The organism is Herbaspirillum sp. NPDC087042 (assembly GCF_044745245.1).
Lineage (GTDB): Bacteria > Pseudomonadota > Gammaproteobacteria > Burkholderiales > Burkholderiaceae_D > Herbaspirillum.
Genome location: NZ_JBIUZW010000005.1, coordinates 140,754 through 156,867 on the forward strand (window position 1 = coordinate 140,754; position 16,114 = coordinate 156,867).

17 protein-coding genes are annotated in these 16,114 nt (G+C 60.5%); 12 read left to right on the plus strand and 5 right to left on the minus strand.

What is annotated here, in order from left to right:
• Window positions 1–8: 8 nt before the first annotated feature.
• Window positions 9–1,217 (minus strand): efflux RND transporter periplasmic adaptor subunit, encoded by a 1,209-nt coding sequence (locus ACIPHN_RS09250; protein ID WP_400435477.1) that lies wholly within the window; start codon window positions 1,215–1,217, stop codon window positions 9–11.
• Between the two features lie 609 nt (window positions 1,218–1,826).
• Between ACIPHN_RS09250 and ACIPHN_RS09255 the strand changes: the two genes are divergently transcribed.
• A complete protein-coding gene (locus ACIPHN_RS09255) occupies window positions 1,827–2,474 on the plus strand; it encodes a TetR family transcriptional regulator (RefSeq protein ID WP_400435480.1) in 648 nt (215 codons plus the stop codon).
• An 89-nt stretch (window positions 2,475–2,563) separates the two neighbouring features.
• Here ACIPHN_RS09255 and ACIPHN_RS09260 read toward each other — a convergent pair whose 3' ends face one another.
• From ACIPHN_RS09260 to ACIPHN_RS09270, 3 genes are all read right to left on the minus strand, one after another.
• Window positions 2,564–2,887: a rhodanese-like domain-containing protein gene (locus ACIPHN_RS09260; RefSeq protein WP_400435482.1), complete on the minus strand. Its 324-nt coding sequence runs from the start codon at window positions 2,885–2,887 to the stop codon at window positions 2,564–2,566.
• A 17-nt stretch (window positions 2,888–2,904) separates the two neighbouring features.
• On the minus strand, window positions 2,905–3,570 hold the full coding sequence (locus ACIPHN_RS09265) for a protein-L-isoaspartate O-methyltransferase (RefSeq protein ID WP_400435484.1): 666 nt from the start codon (window positions 3,568–3,570) through the stop codon (window positions 2,905–2,907).
• Window positions 3,571–3,727: 157 nt separating this feature from the next.
• On the minus strand, window positions 3,728–4,357 hold the full coding sequence (locus ACIPHN_RS09270; RefSeq protein ID WP_400435487.1) for a TetR/AcrR family transcriptional regulator: 630 nt from the start codon (window positions 4,355–4,357) through the stop codon (window positions 3,728–3,730).
• A gap of 138 nt (window positions 4,358–4,495) precedes the next feature.
• On the opposite strand from ACIPHN_RS09270, the gene ACIPHN_RS09275 reads away from it, so the two are divergent.
• The gene (locus tag ACIPHN_RS09275) at window positions 4,496–4,759 is read left to right on the plus strand and encodes a YkgJ family cysteine cluster protein (protein ID WP_400435490.1); all 264 of its coding nucleotides are present in this window, start codon (window positions 4,496–4,498) and stop codon (window positions 4,757–4,759) included.
• 15 nt (window positions 4,760–4,774) lie between these two features.
• Here ACIPHN_RS09275 and arsC read toward each other — a convergent pair whose 3' ends face one another.
• Window positions 4,775–5,128 carry an arsenate reductase (glutaredoxin) gene (gene arsC, locus ACIPHN_RS09280; protein WP_400435493.1) on the minus strand — a complete coding sequence of 118 codons (354 nt, stop codon included), beginning with the start codon at window positions 5,126–5,128 and terminating at the stop codon, window positions 4,775–4,777.
• A 194-nt stretch (window positions 5,129–5,322) separates the two neighbouring features.
• Between arsC and ACIPHN_RS09285 the strand changes: the two genes are divergently transcribed.
• The 10 genes from ACIPHN_RS09285 (at window position 5,323) to pseB (ending at window position 16,113) form a co-directional block, all read left to right on the plus strand.
• Window positions 5,323–6,177 carry an undecaprenyl-diphosphate phosphatase gene (locus tag ACIPHN_RS09285; protein WP_400435494.1) on the plus strand — a complete coding sequence of 285 codons (855 nt, stop codon included), beginning with the start codon at window positions 5,323–5,325 and terminating at the stop codon, window positions 6,175–6,177.
• A 116-nt stretch (window positions 6,178–6,293) separates the two neighbouring features.
• Window positions 6,294–7,166 (plus strand): undecaprenyl-diphosphate phosphatase, encoded by an 873-nt coding sequence (locus ACIPHN_RS09290; RefSeq protein ID WP_400435495.1) that lies wholly within the window; start codon window positions 6,294–6,296, stop codon window positions 7,164–7,166.
• 43 nt (window positions 7,167–7,209) lie between these two features.
• Complete coding sequence (recQ, locus tag ACIPHN_RS09295) at window positions 7,210–9,063, plus strand: DNA helicase RecQ (protein ID WP_400435496.1); 1,854 nt, start codon at window positions 7,210–7,212, stop codon at window positions 9,061–9,063.
• A 227-nt stretch (window positions 9,064–9,290) separates the two neighbouring features.
• Window positions 9,291–10,859 carry a methyl-accepting chemotaxis protein gene (locus ACIPHN_RS09300; RefSeq protein ID WP_400435497.1) on the plus strand — a complete coding sequence of 523 codons (1,569 nt, stop codon included), beginning with the start codon at window positions 9,291–9,293 and terminating at the stop codon, window positions 10,857–10,859.
• A 322-nt stretch (window positions 10,860–11,181) separates the two neighbouring features.
• On the plus strand, window positions 11,182–11,535 hold the full coding sequence (locus ACIPHN_RS09305) for a MarR family EPS-associated transcriptional regulator (protein WP_400435498.1): 354 nt from the start codon (window positions 11,182–11,184) through the stop codon (window positions 11,533–11,535).
• Window positions 11,532–12,518, plus strand: a complete 987-nt coding sequence (locus tag ACIPHN_RS09310; protein WP_400435500.1) for a GDP-L-fucose synthase family protein — start codon at window positions 11,532–11,534, stop codon at window positions 12,516–12,518. Before ACIPHN_RS09305 ends, ACIPHN_RS09310 begins: the two co-directional genes overlap by 4 nt.
• A 29-nt stretch (window positions 12,519–12,547) precedes the next feature.
• On the plus strand, window positions 12,548–13,642 hold the full coding sequence (gmd, locus tag ACIPHN_RS09315) for a GDP-mannose 4,6-dehydratase (RefSeq protein WP_400435502.1): 1,095 nt from the start codon (window positions 12,548–12,550) through the stop codon (window positions 13,640–13,642).
• Between the two features lie 3 nt (window positions 13,643–13,645).
• Window positions 13,646–14,029, plus strand: coding sequence for a sugar 3,4-ketoisomerase (locus ACIPHN_RS09320; RefSeq protein WP_400435504.1), 384 nt, complete (start codon window positions 13,646–13,648; stop codon window positions 14,027–14,029).
• On the plus strand, window positions 14,022–15,110 hold the full coding sequence (locus tag ACIPHN_RS09325) for a DegT/DnrJ/EryC1/StrS family aminotransferase (protein WP_400435506.1): 1,089 nt from the start codon (window positions 14,022–14,024) through the stop codon (window positions 15,108–15,110). Before ACIPHN_RS09320 ends, ACIPHN_RS09325 begins: the two co-directional genes overlap by 8 nt.
• Before the next feature lie 4 nt (window positions 15,111–15,114).
• Window positions 15,115–16,113 carry a UDP-N-acetylglucosamine 4,6-dehydratase (inverting) gene (pseB, locus tag ACIPHN_RS09330; RefSeq protein WP_400435508.1) on the plus strand — a complete coding sequence of 333 codons (999 nt, stop codon included), beginning with the start codon at window positions 15,115–15,117 and terminating at the stop codon, window positions 16,111–16,113.
• Window position 16,114 lies beyond the last annotated feature (1 nt).

A 16,114-nucleotide genomic window follows, 5' to 3' on the forward strand; every position in this document is an offset into this window, starting at 1 on the left:
GCAGCCTCTTAGTTAGCTTTCGGTTGGGCGCTCGCATCCTGCTTGGGCGCTTGGCCCGACGCTTGAGCGGGAGCGCCCGCGGGACTCCATTGCACCGGCTTCACAGGCGCACCCGGGCGGACTTTCTGCAGGCCTTCGACGATGACGCGGTCGCCTTCCTTGAGGCCATCCAGCACTTGCCAGTTGTTGCCACGGGCAGCGCCGGTCTTGACCGGACGTGCTTCGACCTTGCTGTCGGCATTGACCACGAACACCGACGAACCACCGGCGTCACGCATGACGGCCTGTTGCGGCACCAGCAGGGCCGCCTCGTCGACGGCCTGTTCGATCTTGGTACGCACATAGGTACCCGGCAGCAGCACGCGCTTGGGGTTGGGGAACTCGGCGCGCAGCGAGACCGAACCGGTGCTCTCGTCGACGCTGATGTCGGAGAACAGCAGCTTGCCCGGCAGCGGGTAGGCCTGGCCGTTTTCCAGCACCAGGGTCACGCCGGCCTTGTTGTCGCCGACGCTCTTCAACTGGCCGGCCGCCATCGCTTGCTGCAGCTTGAGCAGGTCGGCGCTGGACTGGGTCACGTTGACGTAGACCGGATCGAGCTGTTGCACCAGTGCCAGCTGGGTGGCATCACCCTGGCCCACCAGTGCGCCTTCGGTCACCAGCGCGCGGCCGATGCGGCCGGTGATGGGGGAAGTCACGGTGGCATAGCCCAGGTTCAGGCTGGCAGTCTGCACGGCGGCCTTGCCGGAAGCGACATCGGCCTCGGCCTGCTTCTGTGCGGCCACGGCATTGTCATATTCCTGCTTGGAGACGGCATTGACTTCCACCAGCGGCTTGTAGCGCTGAGCAGTCAGCGAAGTCTGGACCAGGTTGGCCTGGGCACGTGCCAGGGTGGCCTGGGCACTGTCCAGGCTGGCCTTGTACTGGGCCGGATCGATCTTGAAGAGGGTCTGGCCTTCCTTGACCTCGCTGCCTTCCTTGAAGACGCGCTTCTGGACGATGCCAGCCACGCGAGCGCGCACCTGCGCTACGCGGAAGGCTTCCACACGGCCCGGCAGTTCATTGGTAATGGCCACGCGCTGCGGGGCGATAGTCACCACCGACACCTCCGACGGCGGCATCTGGCCGCCCTGGGCGGCGGGTTTTTGTCCGCAGGCGACCAGGGCGGCGGCGATTGCGACGGTCATGGTGAGGCGCGTGAAACGACTGACTGAGCTCATAGATATCTCGCACGAAAGTAAAGTTGAAGCCGCCAGAGCGGCGATGAAACGAATTCGGTAGAACCGGTTACGACGTTGATGCGGTCTCGGCCAAGGGCACAGGGCGATGGCCAGGACACGTTGCTGCAATGCGCAAAATCACGCGCCCGCTTCCCGGCAAGGGCGATGAAAAAATTTGCACATGACGAACGGCAGGGACTTGAAGCGGATGCTATTATACATACATCCATGAATGTATGTATTTCTTCTCAACACCACGTTAATTTAGCAAACTTGTTCGAAACGGCGTAGGAAAATATGAGTGATCCCTTGCATTTTCGTTTTGAGGGCATTTAGATGCCGTTTTCGTACAAGTAAATCCGAGCTCTTCCTTCTCCGCCTGCATTCACCTGATGTGGCCGGGCCGATCAGGAAGACGATCCAGCCGACCTGATATTGTGCTTCATGAACTCTTTCAACAACATGACAGTTTCTGCCAATATGGCATCTGGGACAGACAATTCCTGTCGCCACGGCATGTGCACCTGCGGCATGAGCTGCCCAGCGCTGTCGTTCCCATGGGGCTTGCCATGATGCAAATGCCTTCACTTTCCTGCGTGGGTTGCTGACATGGCCCGCTCCACCAAGGAAGAAGCACTGGAAACGCGTTCGCGCATCCTCGATGCCGCCGAGCAGGTGTTCTATGAGCGCGGCGTCTCCCAGACTTCGCTGGCCGACGTGGCCAAGGCCGCCGACGTGACCCGCGGCGCCATCTACTGGCACTTCAAGAACAAGAGTGATCTCTTCGACGCCATGTGCGATCGCGTGCGCCTGCCCATGGAGGCGGTGCTGGAGGAAAACGCCAGCCCGCAGGTCGAGGATCCGCTTGGCCAGTTCCTGCGCAGCGGCGTCTACGTGCTGACCATGGCGGCCACTGACGAGCGCAGCCGGCGCGTCTTCGACATCATCTTCAATAAATGTGAATTTGCCGACGCCAACGACCCCATCCTGATCCGCCAGCGCGAATGCCATGTCGATGGCATGTTGCGGCTGGAGCAGATCCTGGGCAATGCGGTGGCGCGCGGCCAGTTGCCGGCCACGCTGGATATCCGCCTGGCCTGCCTGATGGCGCATTCGACCTTCAGCGGCCTGTTGACGGACTGGTTCTTTTCACCGGACAGCTTCGATTTGGTCAAGGACGGCGAGCGCATGCTGGCGGCATCGCTGCATGCGCTCAAGACCGCGCCGTCGCTGCAGCGACCGGTGCAAACCAGCTAGGTAGGAAAGTCAGGGACAAGCCAGCGCCGGAGGACCCGGCGCTCGTGCCACAGGCGGCCTGCCCCGTGTGGAGGCAGGCCGCCAGCGCATCAGTAGGTGGGCATGGACGGGTCGACCTGGCTGGCCCAGGCGTGGACGCCGCCACTGAGATTGATGACGCGGGTGAAACCCTGGCGCTCCAGGAAGGCCGCGACCTGCATGCTGCGGCCGCCGTGATGGCAGATGCACACTACCGGCTGGTCTTCTTCCAGTTCGGAGAAGCGGCCGGGGATGGTATTCATCGGCACCAGCTGCGAACCCGCGATATGACAGGTCTGGTGTTCCCAGGGCTCACGTACATCCAGCAGCAGAGGGGTAGGGCGCTCTGGATCGTTGATCCAGGCAGCCAGTTCGGTGGCGGAGATATGTTCCATGACGCCGTCCTGCTGTTTCAGAACGAGAAGTGGGACGGGATGATCGCGGCATGCAGCGGCTTGGCCACGGTTTCCACGATGTTGAGCGTCTCGAAGACATGTTCGGAGGTACGGGTGATCAGTTGCAGTTCCATCACCGGGGCCGAACCGACGATGGCCAGCAGGCGGCCACCGACCTTGAGCTGCTTGCCGAAGGCTTCCGGCAGCACCGGCAGCGAACCGGAAATGACGATCACGTCGTATTCAGCAGCCTTGCCATCGGCGCCCGCCCAGCCTTGCGCGCCATTGCCCAGTTGCACATCGACGTTGGCCACGCCGTAGTCCGACAGGTTCTGCTCGGCCAGGGACTTCAGTTCCGGCGAGATCTCAACCGTCGTCACGTGACGTGCCTTGTGGGCCAGCAGGGCCGCCATATAGCCCGAACCCGCGCCGATTTCCAGCACGTATTCATGCTTCTTGACGTTGGATTCCTGCAGGATGCGCGCTTCGATCTTCGGCGCCAGCATGCTCTCGCCACCCGGCAGCGGGATTTCGGTGTCGAAGAAGGCCAGGCTGCGATGGGCGGCGGGGACGAATTCTTCACGCTTGACGACCGTCAGCAGGTCCAGCACATCCTGCGCCAGCACGTTCCAGGGACGGATTTGCTGTTCGATCATGTTGAAGCGGGCTTGTTCGAGGTTCATGGCGGTGGCTCTAATCTAGTAGCGACGGAAAGGCAGCATTTTATCAAACACCGACGAGCTAATCAGCTCATCTCTGCGGGGAAGGGGCGCCTCGGGTAGCCGGTATCGTCTATTTGTTGCGGCTTTTCCTCAGTGCAACGCGGACGGAACGAGGAGATCAGGCCTTCAGGCCATGGACGCACAGGTCCATGAGGCTCTTCAGGTAGGCGTCGGTATCGATGGGCGCGATGGCGCAGGGGGCCAGGGACTGGTCCCACAGCATGAGCATGACCACGGGCGCGACGATGACCTTTTTCATCGCCTCGGCATCGATGCGACGGAATTCGCCGCGGGCCATGCCGCGTTCCAGCACGCGCACCACGGTGGCGTCGCTGCGGGCGATGATTTCTGCGTGATAAAAGCGGGCAAGTTCGGGGAAATTTCCCGATTCAGCCATCATCAGCTTGGAAATCCCTTTCAGCCCGGTGTGCGAGGCAGCCTCCCACCAGTTGCGGATCAGCTCGCATAGCAGCTCGGCACTGCTGCCCTCGTGGCGGTCGACACGGGCTTCGGCCTCGTCCAGCAGGGGCAGCATGTTGGCGCGCACCACGGACTTGAACAGGCTTTCCTTGCCATCGAAGTAGAGATAGAGGGTGCCCTTGGAGACGCCGGCCCGGGCCGCCACATCCTCCAGGCGGGTGGCGGCGAAACCGCGCTCGACGAACAATTGCAAGGCCGCCGCCAGCAATTCCTGCGGGCGGTCCTGCTTGCGTCGTTCCCAACGCGGTTCTTTGGCTGTTGCTGACATGAGAAACATGCTGACCGGGAGTGGGCAATGTAAGTGGCAATGGTCAACGCGTCAAGGCTTGCCCGCCCGGGTCGCCCCTCAGTGATGCAGATGTAAAGGCGATACAATGCGCCCCTGTTCCCCTTGCAAAGATGCGTCATGAATTGCCGAGATCAGTGTGGCGCTTGCTGCATCGCTCCTTCCATCACCAGCCCCATCCCCGGGATGCCGGCGGGCAAGCCGGCGGGCGTTCCCTGCGTACAACTGGATGAGCAACTGCGTTGCCGCCTGTTCGGCCGCCCCGAGCGCCCGGCCTTCTGTGGCGGCTTGCAGCCGTCGGCGGAGATGTGCGGGGACAGCCGCGAATCCGCCCTGTTCTGGCTGGGTGCGCTGGAGACGGCGACCGCGCCTGGCGCCCGCTGACGCCAGGCCCGACCTTCAGGGGAAGATTTCCGCCAGCCGCTCGCTGGGCCGCACCAGCAGTGTGCCCTTGGGTGTGACCACGATGGGGCGGTTGATCAGCACCGGATGGGCCAGCATGGCATCGATCAGCTGCTCGTCGCCCACGGCCGGGTCGTCCAGGCCGAGTTCCTTGTAGAGATCTTCCTTGGCGCGCACCACTTCGCGCACCGGTACGCCCATGTCGGCGATCAGCTTCTTCAGCGTGGCGCGGTCGGGCGGGTTCTTCAGGTATTCGATGATGGTCGGCTCGACGCCGCCATCGCGCAGGCCCTGCAAGGCATTGCGGGAGGTGCCGCACTTGGGGTTGTGATAGATGATGAATTCGCTCATGGCCAGCTCGGTCAGTGTGGAAGCAGTGAAAGCGGCATGGTAGCGCGAATTCACATGCGCAATGTAGGGAAGCCCGGGCCGGTACGGTAGAATTTCGCCGCGTTGCAGCACCTTTTGACAATGAGCACAGTCAAAAAGCCGTTTTTGCCCCTCATTTCCTTTCAACTCCACAAGAAACAGCTCCCAGCCACCTTATGGATACTCTCCTCGCGCTCAAGGCGCTCATCATGGGCGTCGTCGAAGGCCTGACCGAATTCCTGCCCATTTCCTCCACCGGCCACCTGATCCTGACCAACAGCCTGCTGCAGTTCACCGGTCCGGGTTTCTCCAAGGAAAAAGCCGACGTCTTCGAGATCGTCATCCAGGCCGGGGCCATCCTGGCAGTCTGCTGGGAATACCGGGTACGCATCGCCACCGTGCTGGGCGGCATGTTCACCGACCGCCGCGCGCAACGCCTGATCATCAACCTGATCATCGCCTTCCTGCCGGCAGCGATCCTGGGCTTCCTGTTCAGCCGCCGCATCAAGGAGGTGCTGTTCAACCCGGTTTCGGTGGCCATTGCCTTCATCGTCGGCGGCCTCATCATCCTGTGGGTGGAGCGTCGCAACAAGGACCGCTTGCGCATGGCCTCGGCCCGCGTGGAGTCGGTGGATGACATGACCCCGCTGGACGCCCTCAAGGTCGGCATCGCCCAGGCCTTTGCGCTGATCCCCGGCACCAGCCGCTCGGGTGCCACCATCATCGGCGGCATGATGTTCGGCCTGTCGCGCAAGGCGGCCACCGAATTCTCCTTCTTCCTGGCCATCCCGACCCTGTTCGCCGCCACCATCTACTCGCTCTACAAGGAGCGTGCACTGCTGTCGGCGGCCGATGTACCGTTGTTCAGCGTGGGCACGGTGGCGGCCTTCGTCTCGGCCTTCCTGTGCGTGCGCTGGCTGCTGCGCTACATCAGCTCGCACGATTTCACCCTGTTCGCCTGGTATCGCATCGTCTTCGGCATCGTCGTGCTGGCGACCGCCTATACCGGCGCGGTGGCCTGGGTCGAATAAACCGGGTGGCGGTCGCCACTGGCCGCCCCAGCCGCGTTACACTGCTGCACCCGTCGGCGAGCCCGCTCGCCGGCGAACCATAAAATCCATCGCCAACCCTTCCAGAGCACATTCCCATGGCCAATGTTTGCAGCGCCGGCCTCGATATCGGCTTCGCATCCCTGAATTACGCACAGATCGGCTTCCTGGGCATCGTCCAGGGCATTACCGAACTGCTGCCCATCTCCTCGACCGCCCACATGCGCGTGGTACCGGCCTTCCTCGGCTGGCACGATCCGGGCTCGGCCTTCTCGGCGGCCATGCAGCTGGCCGCGCTGGCTGCCGTGATCAGCTATTTCCGTCGCGACGTGGTGGCGGTGACCGGCGGCAGCCTGTCGGCCTGGCGTCGTCGCGATTTCAACGATCCCATGTTCAAGCTGGCCGTGGCCATCATCCTGGCGACCATCCCCATCGGCATTGCCGGCCTGGCCCTGTCGCATGTGCTCAATGCCTGCGGTTCGCCCCTGCGCAGCCTCAGCGTGATCGGCTGGTCCTGCATCGGCATGGCCATCCTGCTGGCGATCTCGGAGATGGTGTGCCGCCATCGCCGCAGCGTCGACCAGATGCGCCTGCGCGATGCCCTCATCGTCGGCCTGGCCCAGGTCGGGGCGCTGATCCCGGGTGTGTCGCGCTCAGGCTCGACGCTGACCGCAGCGCTGTTCCTGAACTTCCGTCGTGAGGAAGCGGCGCGCTTTTCCTTCCTGCTGGGTTTGCCGGCCATCGCGCTGGCCGGCCTGAAGGAACTGGCCGTGCTGCTGCATGCGCATATCCCGCTGGAAGCCTGGGGCGTGCTGCTGTTCGGCCTGGCCGTGGCGAGCCTGTCGGCGTTTGCGGCGATCTGGGGGCTGATGAAGTTCCTGGAGCGATTCTCGACATGGCCCTTCATCGTTTATCGAGCCCTGCTGGGCGCTTTCCTGCTGGTCGGGGTGGCGCAGGGCTGGCTGCAATAAAATAGCGCCTTCGCCTCATCTCCGCTTCACGGCTTTTCCTCCCATGGTCGATTTCGATTCCCTGCCCGCCGGGGCTCCTTTGCAAGAACGCGCCCTGCACGTCCTGGAAACGGTATTCGGCTATTCCTCCTTCCGCGGCCACCAGGGCGAGATCGTCCATCAGGTGGCCGAGGGCGGCGACGCCCTGGTCCTGATGCCCACCGGCGGCGGCAAATCGCTGTGCTACCAGGTGCCGGCGCTGTTGCGCGAAGGCACCGGCGTGGTGATCTCGCCGCTGATCGCGCTGATGCAGGACCAGGTCGACGCGCTGGCCGAAGTCGGCGTGCGCGCGGCCTTCCTCAATTCGACCCAGAGCTTCGACGAAGCCCTGCAGATCGAGCGCCGCCTGCGTCAGGGCGACCTGGACCTGCTCTACGTCGCTCCCGAGCGCCTGATGACGCCGCGCTGCCTGGATCTGCTGGAGGCCTCACGCATCGCCCTCTTCGCCATCGACGAGGCGCATTGCGTATCGCAGTGGGGCCATGATTTCCGCCCCGAGTACATCAAGCTGTCGGTGCTGCACGAGCGCTTTCCGCAGGTGCCGCGCATCGCGCTGACCGCTACGGCCGACCAGCAGACCCGCGAAGAGATCATCCATCGCCTGCAACTGGAGGATGCGCGCCAGTTCGTCTCCTCCTTCGACCGTCCCAACATCCGCTACCAGATCGTCGAAAAGGCCAACGGCCGCAAGCAGCTGCTGGATTTCATCAAGAGTGCGCACCCGGAGGATGCCGGCATCGTCTACTGCCTCTCGCGCAAGAAGGTCGAGGAAACCGCCGACTTCCTGCGCGGCGAAGGCATCAACGCACTGGCCTATCATGCCGGCATGGACTACGGGCAGCGTACCGCCAACCAGGCGCGCTTCCTGCGCGAGGACCGCATCGTGATGGTCGCCACGATCGCCTTCGGCATGGGGATCGACAAGCCCGACGTGCGTTTCGTCTGCCACCTCGACCTGCCCAAGAGCGTCGAAGGTTACTACCAGGAAACCGGCCGCGCCGGCCGCGATGGCCAGCCCGCCGACGCCTGGATGGCCTATGGCCTGCAGGACGTGGTGCAGCAGCGCCGCATGATCGACGAGTCCGAAGCCGACGAGGCCTTCAAGCGCGTGCAGGGCAGCAAGCTCGATGCCATGCTCTCGCTGTGCGAAACCCTGCATTGCCGCCGCATGCGCCTGCTCGACTACTTCGGCGAGCAGGCCGGCCCCTGCGGCAATTGCGATACCTGCCTCACGCCGCCGGTGTCCTTCGATGCCACGGTCGAGGTGCAGAAGCTGCTCTCCACGGTCTATCGGGTCGAGCAGCGCTTCGCGCCCGGCCACGTCATCGAGGTCTTGCGCGGCATCGATGGCGAACGCGTCAAGCAGTGGCGGCACGACCAGCTCTCGGTGTTCGGCGTGGGCAGCGATCGCGGCGAAGCCGAATGGCGCGCCATCCTGCGCCAGGTGATCGCCCTGGGCATGTTGACCGTGGATGCCGAGAACTACAGCGCCCTCAAGCTCACCGAAGCCGCACGCCCGGTGCTGCGTGGCGAGCAGGCGGTGCAGTTGCGGCGCTACCAGAAACCGGAAAAGGCCAAGCGCAGCTCGCAGCGTTCGGGCTTCGTCGAGACCGACCTGTCCAGCGAGGAACAGGCGCTCTTCGAGAAGCTGCGCTGGTGGCGCGTGGAAACCGCACGCGAGCACAACGTGCCGGCCTACGTCATCTTCCACGACGCCACCATGCGCGAGATCGCCAAGGCCCGGCCGCAATCGCTCGATGACCTGCGCCACGTCACCGGCGTGGGCGAAAAGAAGCTGGAAACCTATGGCGCCCAGATCATTGCATTGATCGCGGGCATCGAACCGGCTTCGGCCTGATCGGCGCGCGTCTCTGCGCGCTTCCTCATCAATTCTCGCCAGCCGACAGCCTTTTGATGCCCCGCCAACGGGCGCGAATGGAGCGGCCGTTGTCAGCGCAACACACCGGACCTGCTACTTGTCATAGCGTGCCAAGGTTTTGATTTTCTTCACAATTCTTCGGGCTATGATGAACTTGACTGTCCAGGCGAATCTCCGCCGCACAGTCATTTCGCGGGGGAGCGAAAATGAAGCTCAACGACCTGAAGATTGGTGTTCGCCTGGGCCTGCTGTCGGCCTTCCTGTTGGCGGCGACGGCGTTTGTGGGGATACGTGGCTGGATGGTGCTGGGCGAGATCTACGGCCAGGGCAGCGTCGCCATGGAGAAGGCGGCCCTGATCGAGCAATCGGTCGATGCCGCCCGCAGCGCCCAGGTGCAGTTCAAGATCCAGGTGCAGGAGTGGAAGAACACCCTGCTGCGTGGCAAGGATCCGGCATCCTTTGCCAAGTACCGGCAAGCCTTCGTCGATGAAAGCGCCGCCACCCAGGCCAAGCTCAAGACGCTGGAGTCGCTGATGCCACGCATCGGCATGGAGGCCGGCAGTGCCGTCAAGGCGCAGCAGGCCCACGCCGAGCTGCTGGAAAAATACCTGGCCGCCCTCAAGTCTTATGCGCCCGACGATCCCGGCTCGGTGGCGCGGGTGGACGAACAGGTCAAGGGCGTGGATCGCCTGCCTACCCAGATGATCGACGACGTCGTGGCCGCGGTGCTGGCGCACAGCCACACCATGCGCGAAGCGATGAACGCCGACAGCCTCTCCGACTACCGCCAGGCGCGCGCCTTGTTGCTGGCATCGATCACGATTGCCTTGCTGGCAGGCGTGGGCATCACCTGGTGGCTGGTGCGCAGCATCGTGCGCCCGCTGGGCGAGGCCGTGCAGATTGCGCAGACGGTGGCCGCCGGCGACCTGCGTTCGCAGGTGCAGATCATCGGCAAGGATGAGACGGCGCAACTGCTGCACTCGCTCAAGGAGATGAACGACAACCTGGCCGGCATCGTCTCCGAAGTGCGCACCGGCACGGGCGCCATCACCGTGGCCGCCACCGAGATTGCCTCAGGTAATCGCGACCTGTCCGAACGCACCGAGGAGCAGGCAGGATCGCTGGAAGAGACGGCTGCCTCCATGGAAGAAATCACTTCCACCGTGCAGAAAAACGCCCAGAACACCCATCATGCCCACCAGCTTGCAGACCAGGCCTCGGGCGTGGCACGCCGGGGCGGAGAGATGGTCGGCGCGGTGGTACAGACCATGCAAGCCATCGAAGAAAGTTCGCACCGTATCGTCGAGATCATCAGCGTGATCGACGGCATCGCTTTCCAGACCAACATCCTGGCGCTCAATGCAGCCGTGGAAGCGGCCCGCGCGGGCGAGCAGGGCCGCGGCTTTGCGGTGGTGGCATCTGAAGTGCGCAGCCTGGCCCAGCGCAGCGCCACGGCCGCGCGCGAGATCAAGGAACTCATCGATGATTCGGTAGGCAAGATCAATGCTGGCTCCAGCCTGGTCCATGGCGCCGGTGGCACCATGGAAGAGATCATCGGCGCGATCCAGAAGGTGGCCGCCATCATGGACGAGATCAACACGGCCAACCGCGAGCAGAGCAGCGGCATCGACGAAGTCAACAAGGCGGTGGTGCAGATGGACAGCGTCACGCAGCAGAATGCCGCGCTGGTGGAGCAGGCTGCGGCCGCCGCTGAGAGCCTGCAGTTCCAGGCCGAGGCCTTGTCGCAGGCGGTGGCGGTGTTCAAGCTCAAATAGTACTGACATCACTCAAGTGTGAAGAACACTTCTCCAGGTATTCTCCATTGGCGCTCGGATAGCAGGTTGCTCGCAAGAAAATCACTTATCAAACAGTATGTTGTTTTATGAGAATCGATTCGAGTCATGCGACGCTGTTGCAGGTGCCTAAACAAATTTTAGTGAGGATTGTGCGGTTGCCAGTGATGCTATGGCACAATACGTTCATTGTATGAACGGCCCTGAATTCATGTTCAGGGTCGTTTTTTTGGTGGTCACCATGTCTTGCGGGGCGATGGTCCCATTGAAAACTCGCATTTCTTCACCCTAACCGACGGTTAAAATGGCTGACTTTCAGGAAGAGATCCAATTTCAGGTGCTGCGTCGTTTGCATCAGACGCCTGAAGTAAGCCAGCGGGCGCTTGCCCGGGAGTTGGGTATCAGCCTTGGGAGCGTTAACTATTGCTTCCAGGCACTGGTGGAAAAGGGCTGGGTCAAGATGCAGAACTTCAGTCGTAGCGAGCACAAGCTTGGCTATATCTATCTGCTTACGCCCACTGGGATTAGTCAGAAATCGAGGATGACAGCAGAATTTCTCCGGCGAAAAGTTGTTGAATACGAAACTTTGCGTGAGGAAATAGAACAACTCAAGGCGGATCTGTCAGATCCGGCTAAAGGTGTGGAAATTAAGCAATGAACGCTATTGTTCCAAGGATCTTCATTGCCGGCCATGGGGGTATGGTCGGCTCTGCAATTCGACGCGCCCTGCTTGCAGCCGGGCATCATGAGCGTTCGCTCATCACCCGGAGTCGGGCGGAGCTTGATCTGACTGATCAGGCGGCAACACGTGCATTTTTCGAGCGGGAACGACCTGATCAGGTGTATCTGGCTGCAGCCAAGGTCGGGGGGATTCATGCCAACAACGTCTATCCAGCCGATTTTATTTACGCCAACCTGATGATTCAGGCCAATGTGATCGAGTCGGCGTTTCGTGCGGGTGTCAAGCGACTGCTTTTCCTTGGATCGAGTTGTATCTATCCAAAGTTGGCCGAGCAGCCGATGAGTGAGTCTGCCTTGCTGACGGGAACGCTGGAGGCGACCAATGAGCCATATGCGATTGCCAAGATCGCGGGGATCAAGTTATGTGAAAGCTACAATCGTCAGTTCGGTACGGAGCATGGCATCGACTACCGCAGCGTCATGCCAACCAATCTGTATGGTCCGGGGGATAACTATCACCCCGAAAATTCCCATGTGATTCCGGCGTTGATACGTCGTTTTCATGAGGCTATGGTCAACGAAGCCCCAGACGTGATGGTGTGGGGTAGCGGAACACCGCGCCGTGAGTTCCTTTATGTGGATGACATGGCGGCGGCTTGCCTGCATGTCATGGCGCTGGACAAGGGTGTCTATGACCAGCACACGCAACCCATGCTCAGCCATATCAATGTGGGTTACGGAGATGACGTGAGTATCCGTGAGTTGGCGGAATCTGTTGCTGCGGTGGTGGGCTATCGAGGGAAAATCGTTTTCGATGCCAGCAAGCCCGACGGAACTCCCCGCAAGCTCATGAACAGCGCCCGACTGAACGCACTTGGCTGGCAGGCACGCGTGGATCTGCGTCATGGCCTCGCACTTGCGTATCAGGATTTCTTGCGCTCAGCCACGCGTCTGGGTTGAATGACAGACACACGACAACTACTACAATCATGAGCCACTCCCAAAAAGTTGCATTAATTACCGGCGTTACCGGCCAGGACGGCGCCTATCTCGCTGAATTTCTGCTGGACAAGGGGTATATCGTCCATGGCATCAAGCGCCGCACCAGTCTGTTCAATACGGATCGGATCGACCATCTTTATCGTGATCGTCACGAAGATGGGGTGCGGTTCTTCCTGCATCATGGTGACTTGACCGATAGCTCCAGCCTGATTCGCATCATCCAGCAGACTCAGCCTGATGAGATTTACAACCTGGCAGCACAAAGTCACGTTGCGGTCAGTTTCGAAGAGCCGGAATATACGGCCAATTCCGATGCTCTTGGTGCATTGCGAATTCTCGAGGCTATTCGAATTCTCGGTTTCGAAAAAAAGACCCGGTTCTACCAGGCTAGCACCAGCGAGTTGTATGGTTTGGTCCAGGAAATGCCGCAAAAGGAGACCACGCCCTTCTATCCACGCAGTCCGTATGCTGTTGCCAAGCTCTATGCATACTGGATTACGGTCAACTATCGTGAAGCCTACGGTATCTATGCCTGCAATGGCATTCTGTTCAATCACGAAAGCCCGAATCGTGGTGAAACCTTTGTGACGCGCAAGATCACGCGAGCCCTTGCACGTATCAAGCTGGGATTGCAGGAGCGCCTGTATCTGGGCAATCTTGATGCCCGACGCGATTGGGGGCACGCACGTGACTACGTTGAGATGCAATGGTTGATGCTCCAGCAGGAACAGCCGGAAGACTTCGTCATTGCTACTGGCGTGCAATACAGCGTGCGGGATTTTGTCGACGCGGCAGCGCGTGAATTGCAGATCAAGATACGCTGGGAGGGCAGTGGCCTGGAGGAAAAGGGTTACGACGAGCAAGGTCGTTGCATCGTTGCCGTTGATCCCAAGTACTTCCGTCCTGCCGAGGTGGAAACCTTGCTCGGTGATGCGACCAAGGCCAAGCAGAAGCTTGGCTGGCAACCTCAGACTTCGTTTGCCGAGCTGGTCGCCGAGATGGCGCGTGAAGACCTGAAGGCCGCGCAGCGCGACGAACTCATCAAGAAACATGGATACAAGGCAATGGATTACAAGGAGTAAGCCATGTCGCATTTCACGATGCTCAGCCTGCCTACGTTTTCCGATGAGCGCGGTTCACTGACAGTACTTGAGGCTGCACTGCCCTTTCAGGTAGTGCGGACCTACTGGATCTACGGAGCCGATGACCAGACTCGTGGCGGACACCGGCATTCTCACACCCGTCAGGCGCTGGTTGCCTTGAACGGCAAGGTTTCCATCTACATGAATGACGGCATTACCGAAGAGACCGTGGAGTTGAGCAATCCCGGGCAGTGTCTGCTGGTCGAGCCGAAGGATTGGCACACCATGACATTTGGCGCGGGCGCCGTCCTGCTGGTGATGTCGTCTCATACCTATGACCGCAGCGAATATATCGACACACCTTACGAGCGGGGCGTCAATGATTGAATATGAAAGCCTGGCTAACTCGAATGCGACCTTTATGTCCGAACTCGAGCAGGCCGCGACGCGAGTCATTCGTAGTGGCTGGTACGTGCTTGGTAGCGAGGTAGAAGCCTTCGAGGCCGAATTCGCTGCCTACACCGGTTCGCGTCATTGCATCGGCGTTGCCAATGGCCTGGATGCACTGATTCTTTCGTTGGAAGCACTGGCTCTGCCTGCCGGTAGCGATGTGCTGGTAGCCTCCAATACCTATATCGCCACGATCCTGGCGATTTTGCGTGCTGGCCACAGACCGGTGTTGGTCGAGCCCGATCCTGCGACATTCAATATTGATCCGGCCCGCCTGGAAGCTGCGTTGACTGCTGCTACGCGCGCGATCTGTATTACTCACATGTTCGGCAAGTCTTGTCGCATGGATGACATCACCTCATTTGCCAGGGAGCATGGCCTCAAGCTGGTGGAGGATTGTGCGCAGTCCCATGGGGCCAGGTTTGCGGGAAAGACGACGGGCACGTTTGGCGATGCGGGCTGTTTCAGTTTCTATCCAACCAAGAACCTGGGAGCTATCGGTGACGCCGGAGCAGTGGTCACGGATGACGAGGAACTTGCTGAGCGCCTGCGCCATTTGCGCAACTACGGATCGCGCAAGAAGTATGTGAACCGCTATGTTGGCATCAATTCTCGCCTTGATGAACTTCAAGCGGCCATGCTTCGAGTCAAGTTACGCCATCTGGACGACATGACTGTCCACAAGCGCGCGCTGGCCGACATTTACTTCTCGGAATTACCCGACTTCATTACGCGTCCAGTACGTCGGGAGGATGAATTCGATGTGTTCCATATCTACGGAATTCGTCATCCACAGCGCGATGCCTTGCGCGATTTTTTGCTGGAACATGGGGTCAAGACCGAAATCCATTATCCGTTGTCGCCACATAGGCAGGAGGCGATGAAGGGAATCCTCTCCGGGGAGTACCCTATCTCCGACGAGTTGCACCGCACCGAGTTGAGTCTGCCCATCTCGGTTGGCCACACTGCGGATCAGATTCACCAAGTCTGCACGATCATCAACAGATTCACTAAGTAACGCTATGCTCAATAACTCGACTATTCTCGTTACCGGAGGTACCGGTTCCTTCGGACACACGTTCGTCCCCATGACCTTGGCCAAGTACAACCCCAAGAAGGTCATCATCTACTCGCGCGACGAAATGAAGCAATGGGAGATGGCAAAACTTTACAGCCATGATCCGCGCGTGCGGTTCTTCATTGGCGACGTCCGTGATCGCGAGCGCCTGTATCGAGCGCTCGATGGTGTGGATTATGTGGTGCATGCTGCAGCCACCAAGATCGTGCCCACGGCAGAATACAATCCCTTTGAGTGTGTCAAGACCAATATCAATGGCGCGATGAACCTGATCGATGCGTGTATCGATCGCGGCGTCAAGCGAGTGGTTGCGTTGTCCACAGACAAGGCCAGCAGCCCCGTCAACCTTTATGGTGCGACCAAGTTGGCGTCCGATAAGCTGTTCATCGCCGGTAACTCCTATTCCGGCTCGCATGGCTCGCGCTTTGCAGTGGTCCGGTATGGCAATGTGATGGGCTCGCGTGGTTCGGTGATCCCGTTCTTCATGTCCATTCGCGAATCTGGTTCGCTGCCGGTGACCGACACCCGCATGACACGGTTCATGATCTCCCTGGAGCAAGGTGTCGAACTTGTCTGGCACGCTTTCGAGGATATGGTCGGTGGTGAGATCTATGTCAAGAAGATCCCGTCAATGCGCATTGGCGATATCGCCACGGCAGTGGCGCCGGAGGCCGAGCAGAAGGTCGTTGGCATTCGTCCGGGTGAGAAGCTGCACGAGCAGATGATCAGCCCAGAAGATGCGCTCTACACCTACGAGTACGCTGAGCATTTCAAGATTCTGCCGGCCATTCACGACTGGAGCTCGGATGCTGCCCGTATCGCGGATGGCAAGCGCGTGCCAGAAGGCTTCGTCTATTCCAGCGATAACAATCAGGAGTGGATGAGCGTAGAACAGTTGCGTGCCTGGATTGATACCAACGCCGAAAAGATCGGCAAGATCTGAA

What these genes read in the sequence shown, in the direction of transcription:
- arsC (WP_400435493.1), bottom strand. Translation starts at nt 5,128, where the DNA reads ATGAGCGAATTCATCATCTATCACAACCCCAAGTGCGGCACCTCCCGC.
- gmd (WP_400435502.1), top strand. Translation starts at nt 12,548, where the DNA reads ATGAGCCACTCCCAAAAAGTTGCATTAATTACCGGCGTTACCGGCCAG.
- recQ (WP_400435496.1), top strand. Translation starts at nt 7,210, where the DNA reads ATGGTCGATTTCGATTCCCTGCCCGCCGGGGCTCCTTTGCAAGAACGC.
- ACIPHN_RS09255 (WP_400435480.1), top strand. Translation starts at nt 1,827, where the DNA reads ATGGCCCGCTCCACCAAGGAAGAAGCACTGGAAACGCGTTCGCGCATC.
- ACIPHN_RS09305 (WP_400435498.1), top strand. Translation starts at nt 11,182, where the DNA reads ATGGCTGACTTTCAGGAAGAGATCCAATTTCAGGTGCTGCGTCGTTTG.
- ACIPHN_RS09320 (WP_400435504.1), top strand. Translation starts at nt 13,646, where the DNA reads ATGTCGCATTTCACGATGCTCAGCCTGCCTACGTTTTCCGATGAGCGC.
- pseB (WP_400435508.1), top strand. Translation starts at nt 15,115, where the DNA reads ATGCTCAATAACTCGACTATTCTCGTTACCGGAGGTACCGGTTCCTTC.
- ACIPHN_RS09290 (WP_400435495.1), top strand. Translation starts at nt 6,294, where the DNA reads ATGGCCAATGTTTGCAGCGCCGGCCTCGATATCGGCTTCGCATCCCTG.
- ACIPHN_RS09265 (WP_400435484.1), bottom strand. Translation starts at nt 3,570, where the DNA reads ATGAACCTCGAACAAGCCCGCTTCAACATGATCGAACAGCAAATCCGT.
- ACIPHN_RS09300 (WP_400435497.1), top strand. Translation starts at nt 9,291, where the DNA reads ATGAAGCTCAACGACCTGAAGATTGGTGTTCGCCTGGGCCTGCTGTCG.
- ACIPHN_RS09250 (WP_400435477.1), bottom strand. Translation starts at nt 1,217, where the DNA reads ATGAGCTCAGTCAGTCGTTTCACGCGCCTCACCATGACCGTCGCAATC.
- ACIPHN_RS09325 (WP_400435506.1), top strand. Translation starts at nt 14,022, where the DNA reads ATGATTGAATATGAAAGCCTGGCTAACTCGAATGCGACCTTTATGTCC.
- ACIPHN_RS09275 (WP_400435490.1), top strand. Translation starts at nt 4,496, where the DNA reads ATGAATTGCCGAGATCAGTGTGGCGCTTGCTGCATCGCTCCTTCCATC.
- ACIPHN_RS09285 (WP_400435494.1), top strand. Translation starts at nt 5,323, where the DNA reads ATGGATACTCTCCTCGCGCTCAAGGCGCTCATCATGGGCGTCGTCGAA.
- ACIPHN_RS09260 (WP_400435482.1), bottom strand. Translation starts at nt 2,887, where the DNA reads ATGGAACATATCTCCGCCACCGAACTGGCTGCCTGGATCAACGATCCA.
- ACIPHN_RS09270 (WP_400435487.1), bottom strand. Translation starts at nt 4,357, where the DNA reads ATGTCAGCAACAGCCAAAGAACCGCGTTGGGAACGACGCAAGCAGGAC.
- ACIPHN_RS09310 (WP_400435500.1), top strand. Translation starts at nt 11,532, where the DNA reads ATGAACGCTATTGTTCCAAGGATCTTCATTGCCGGCCATGGGGGTATG.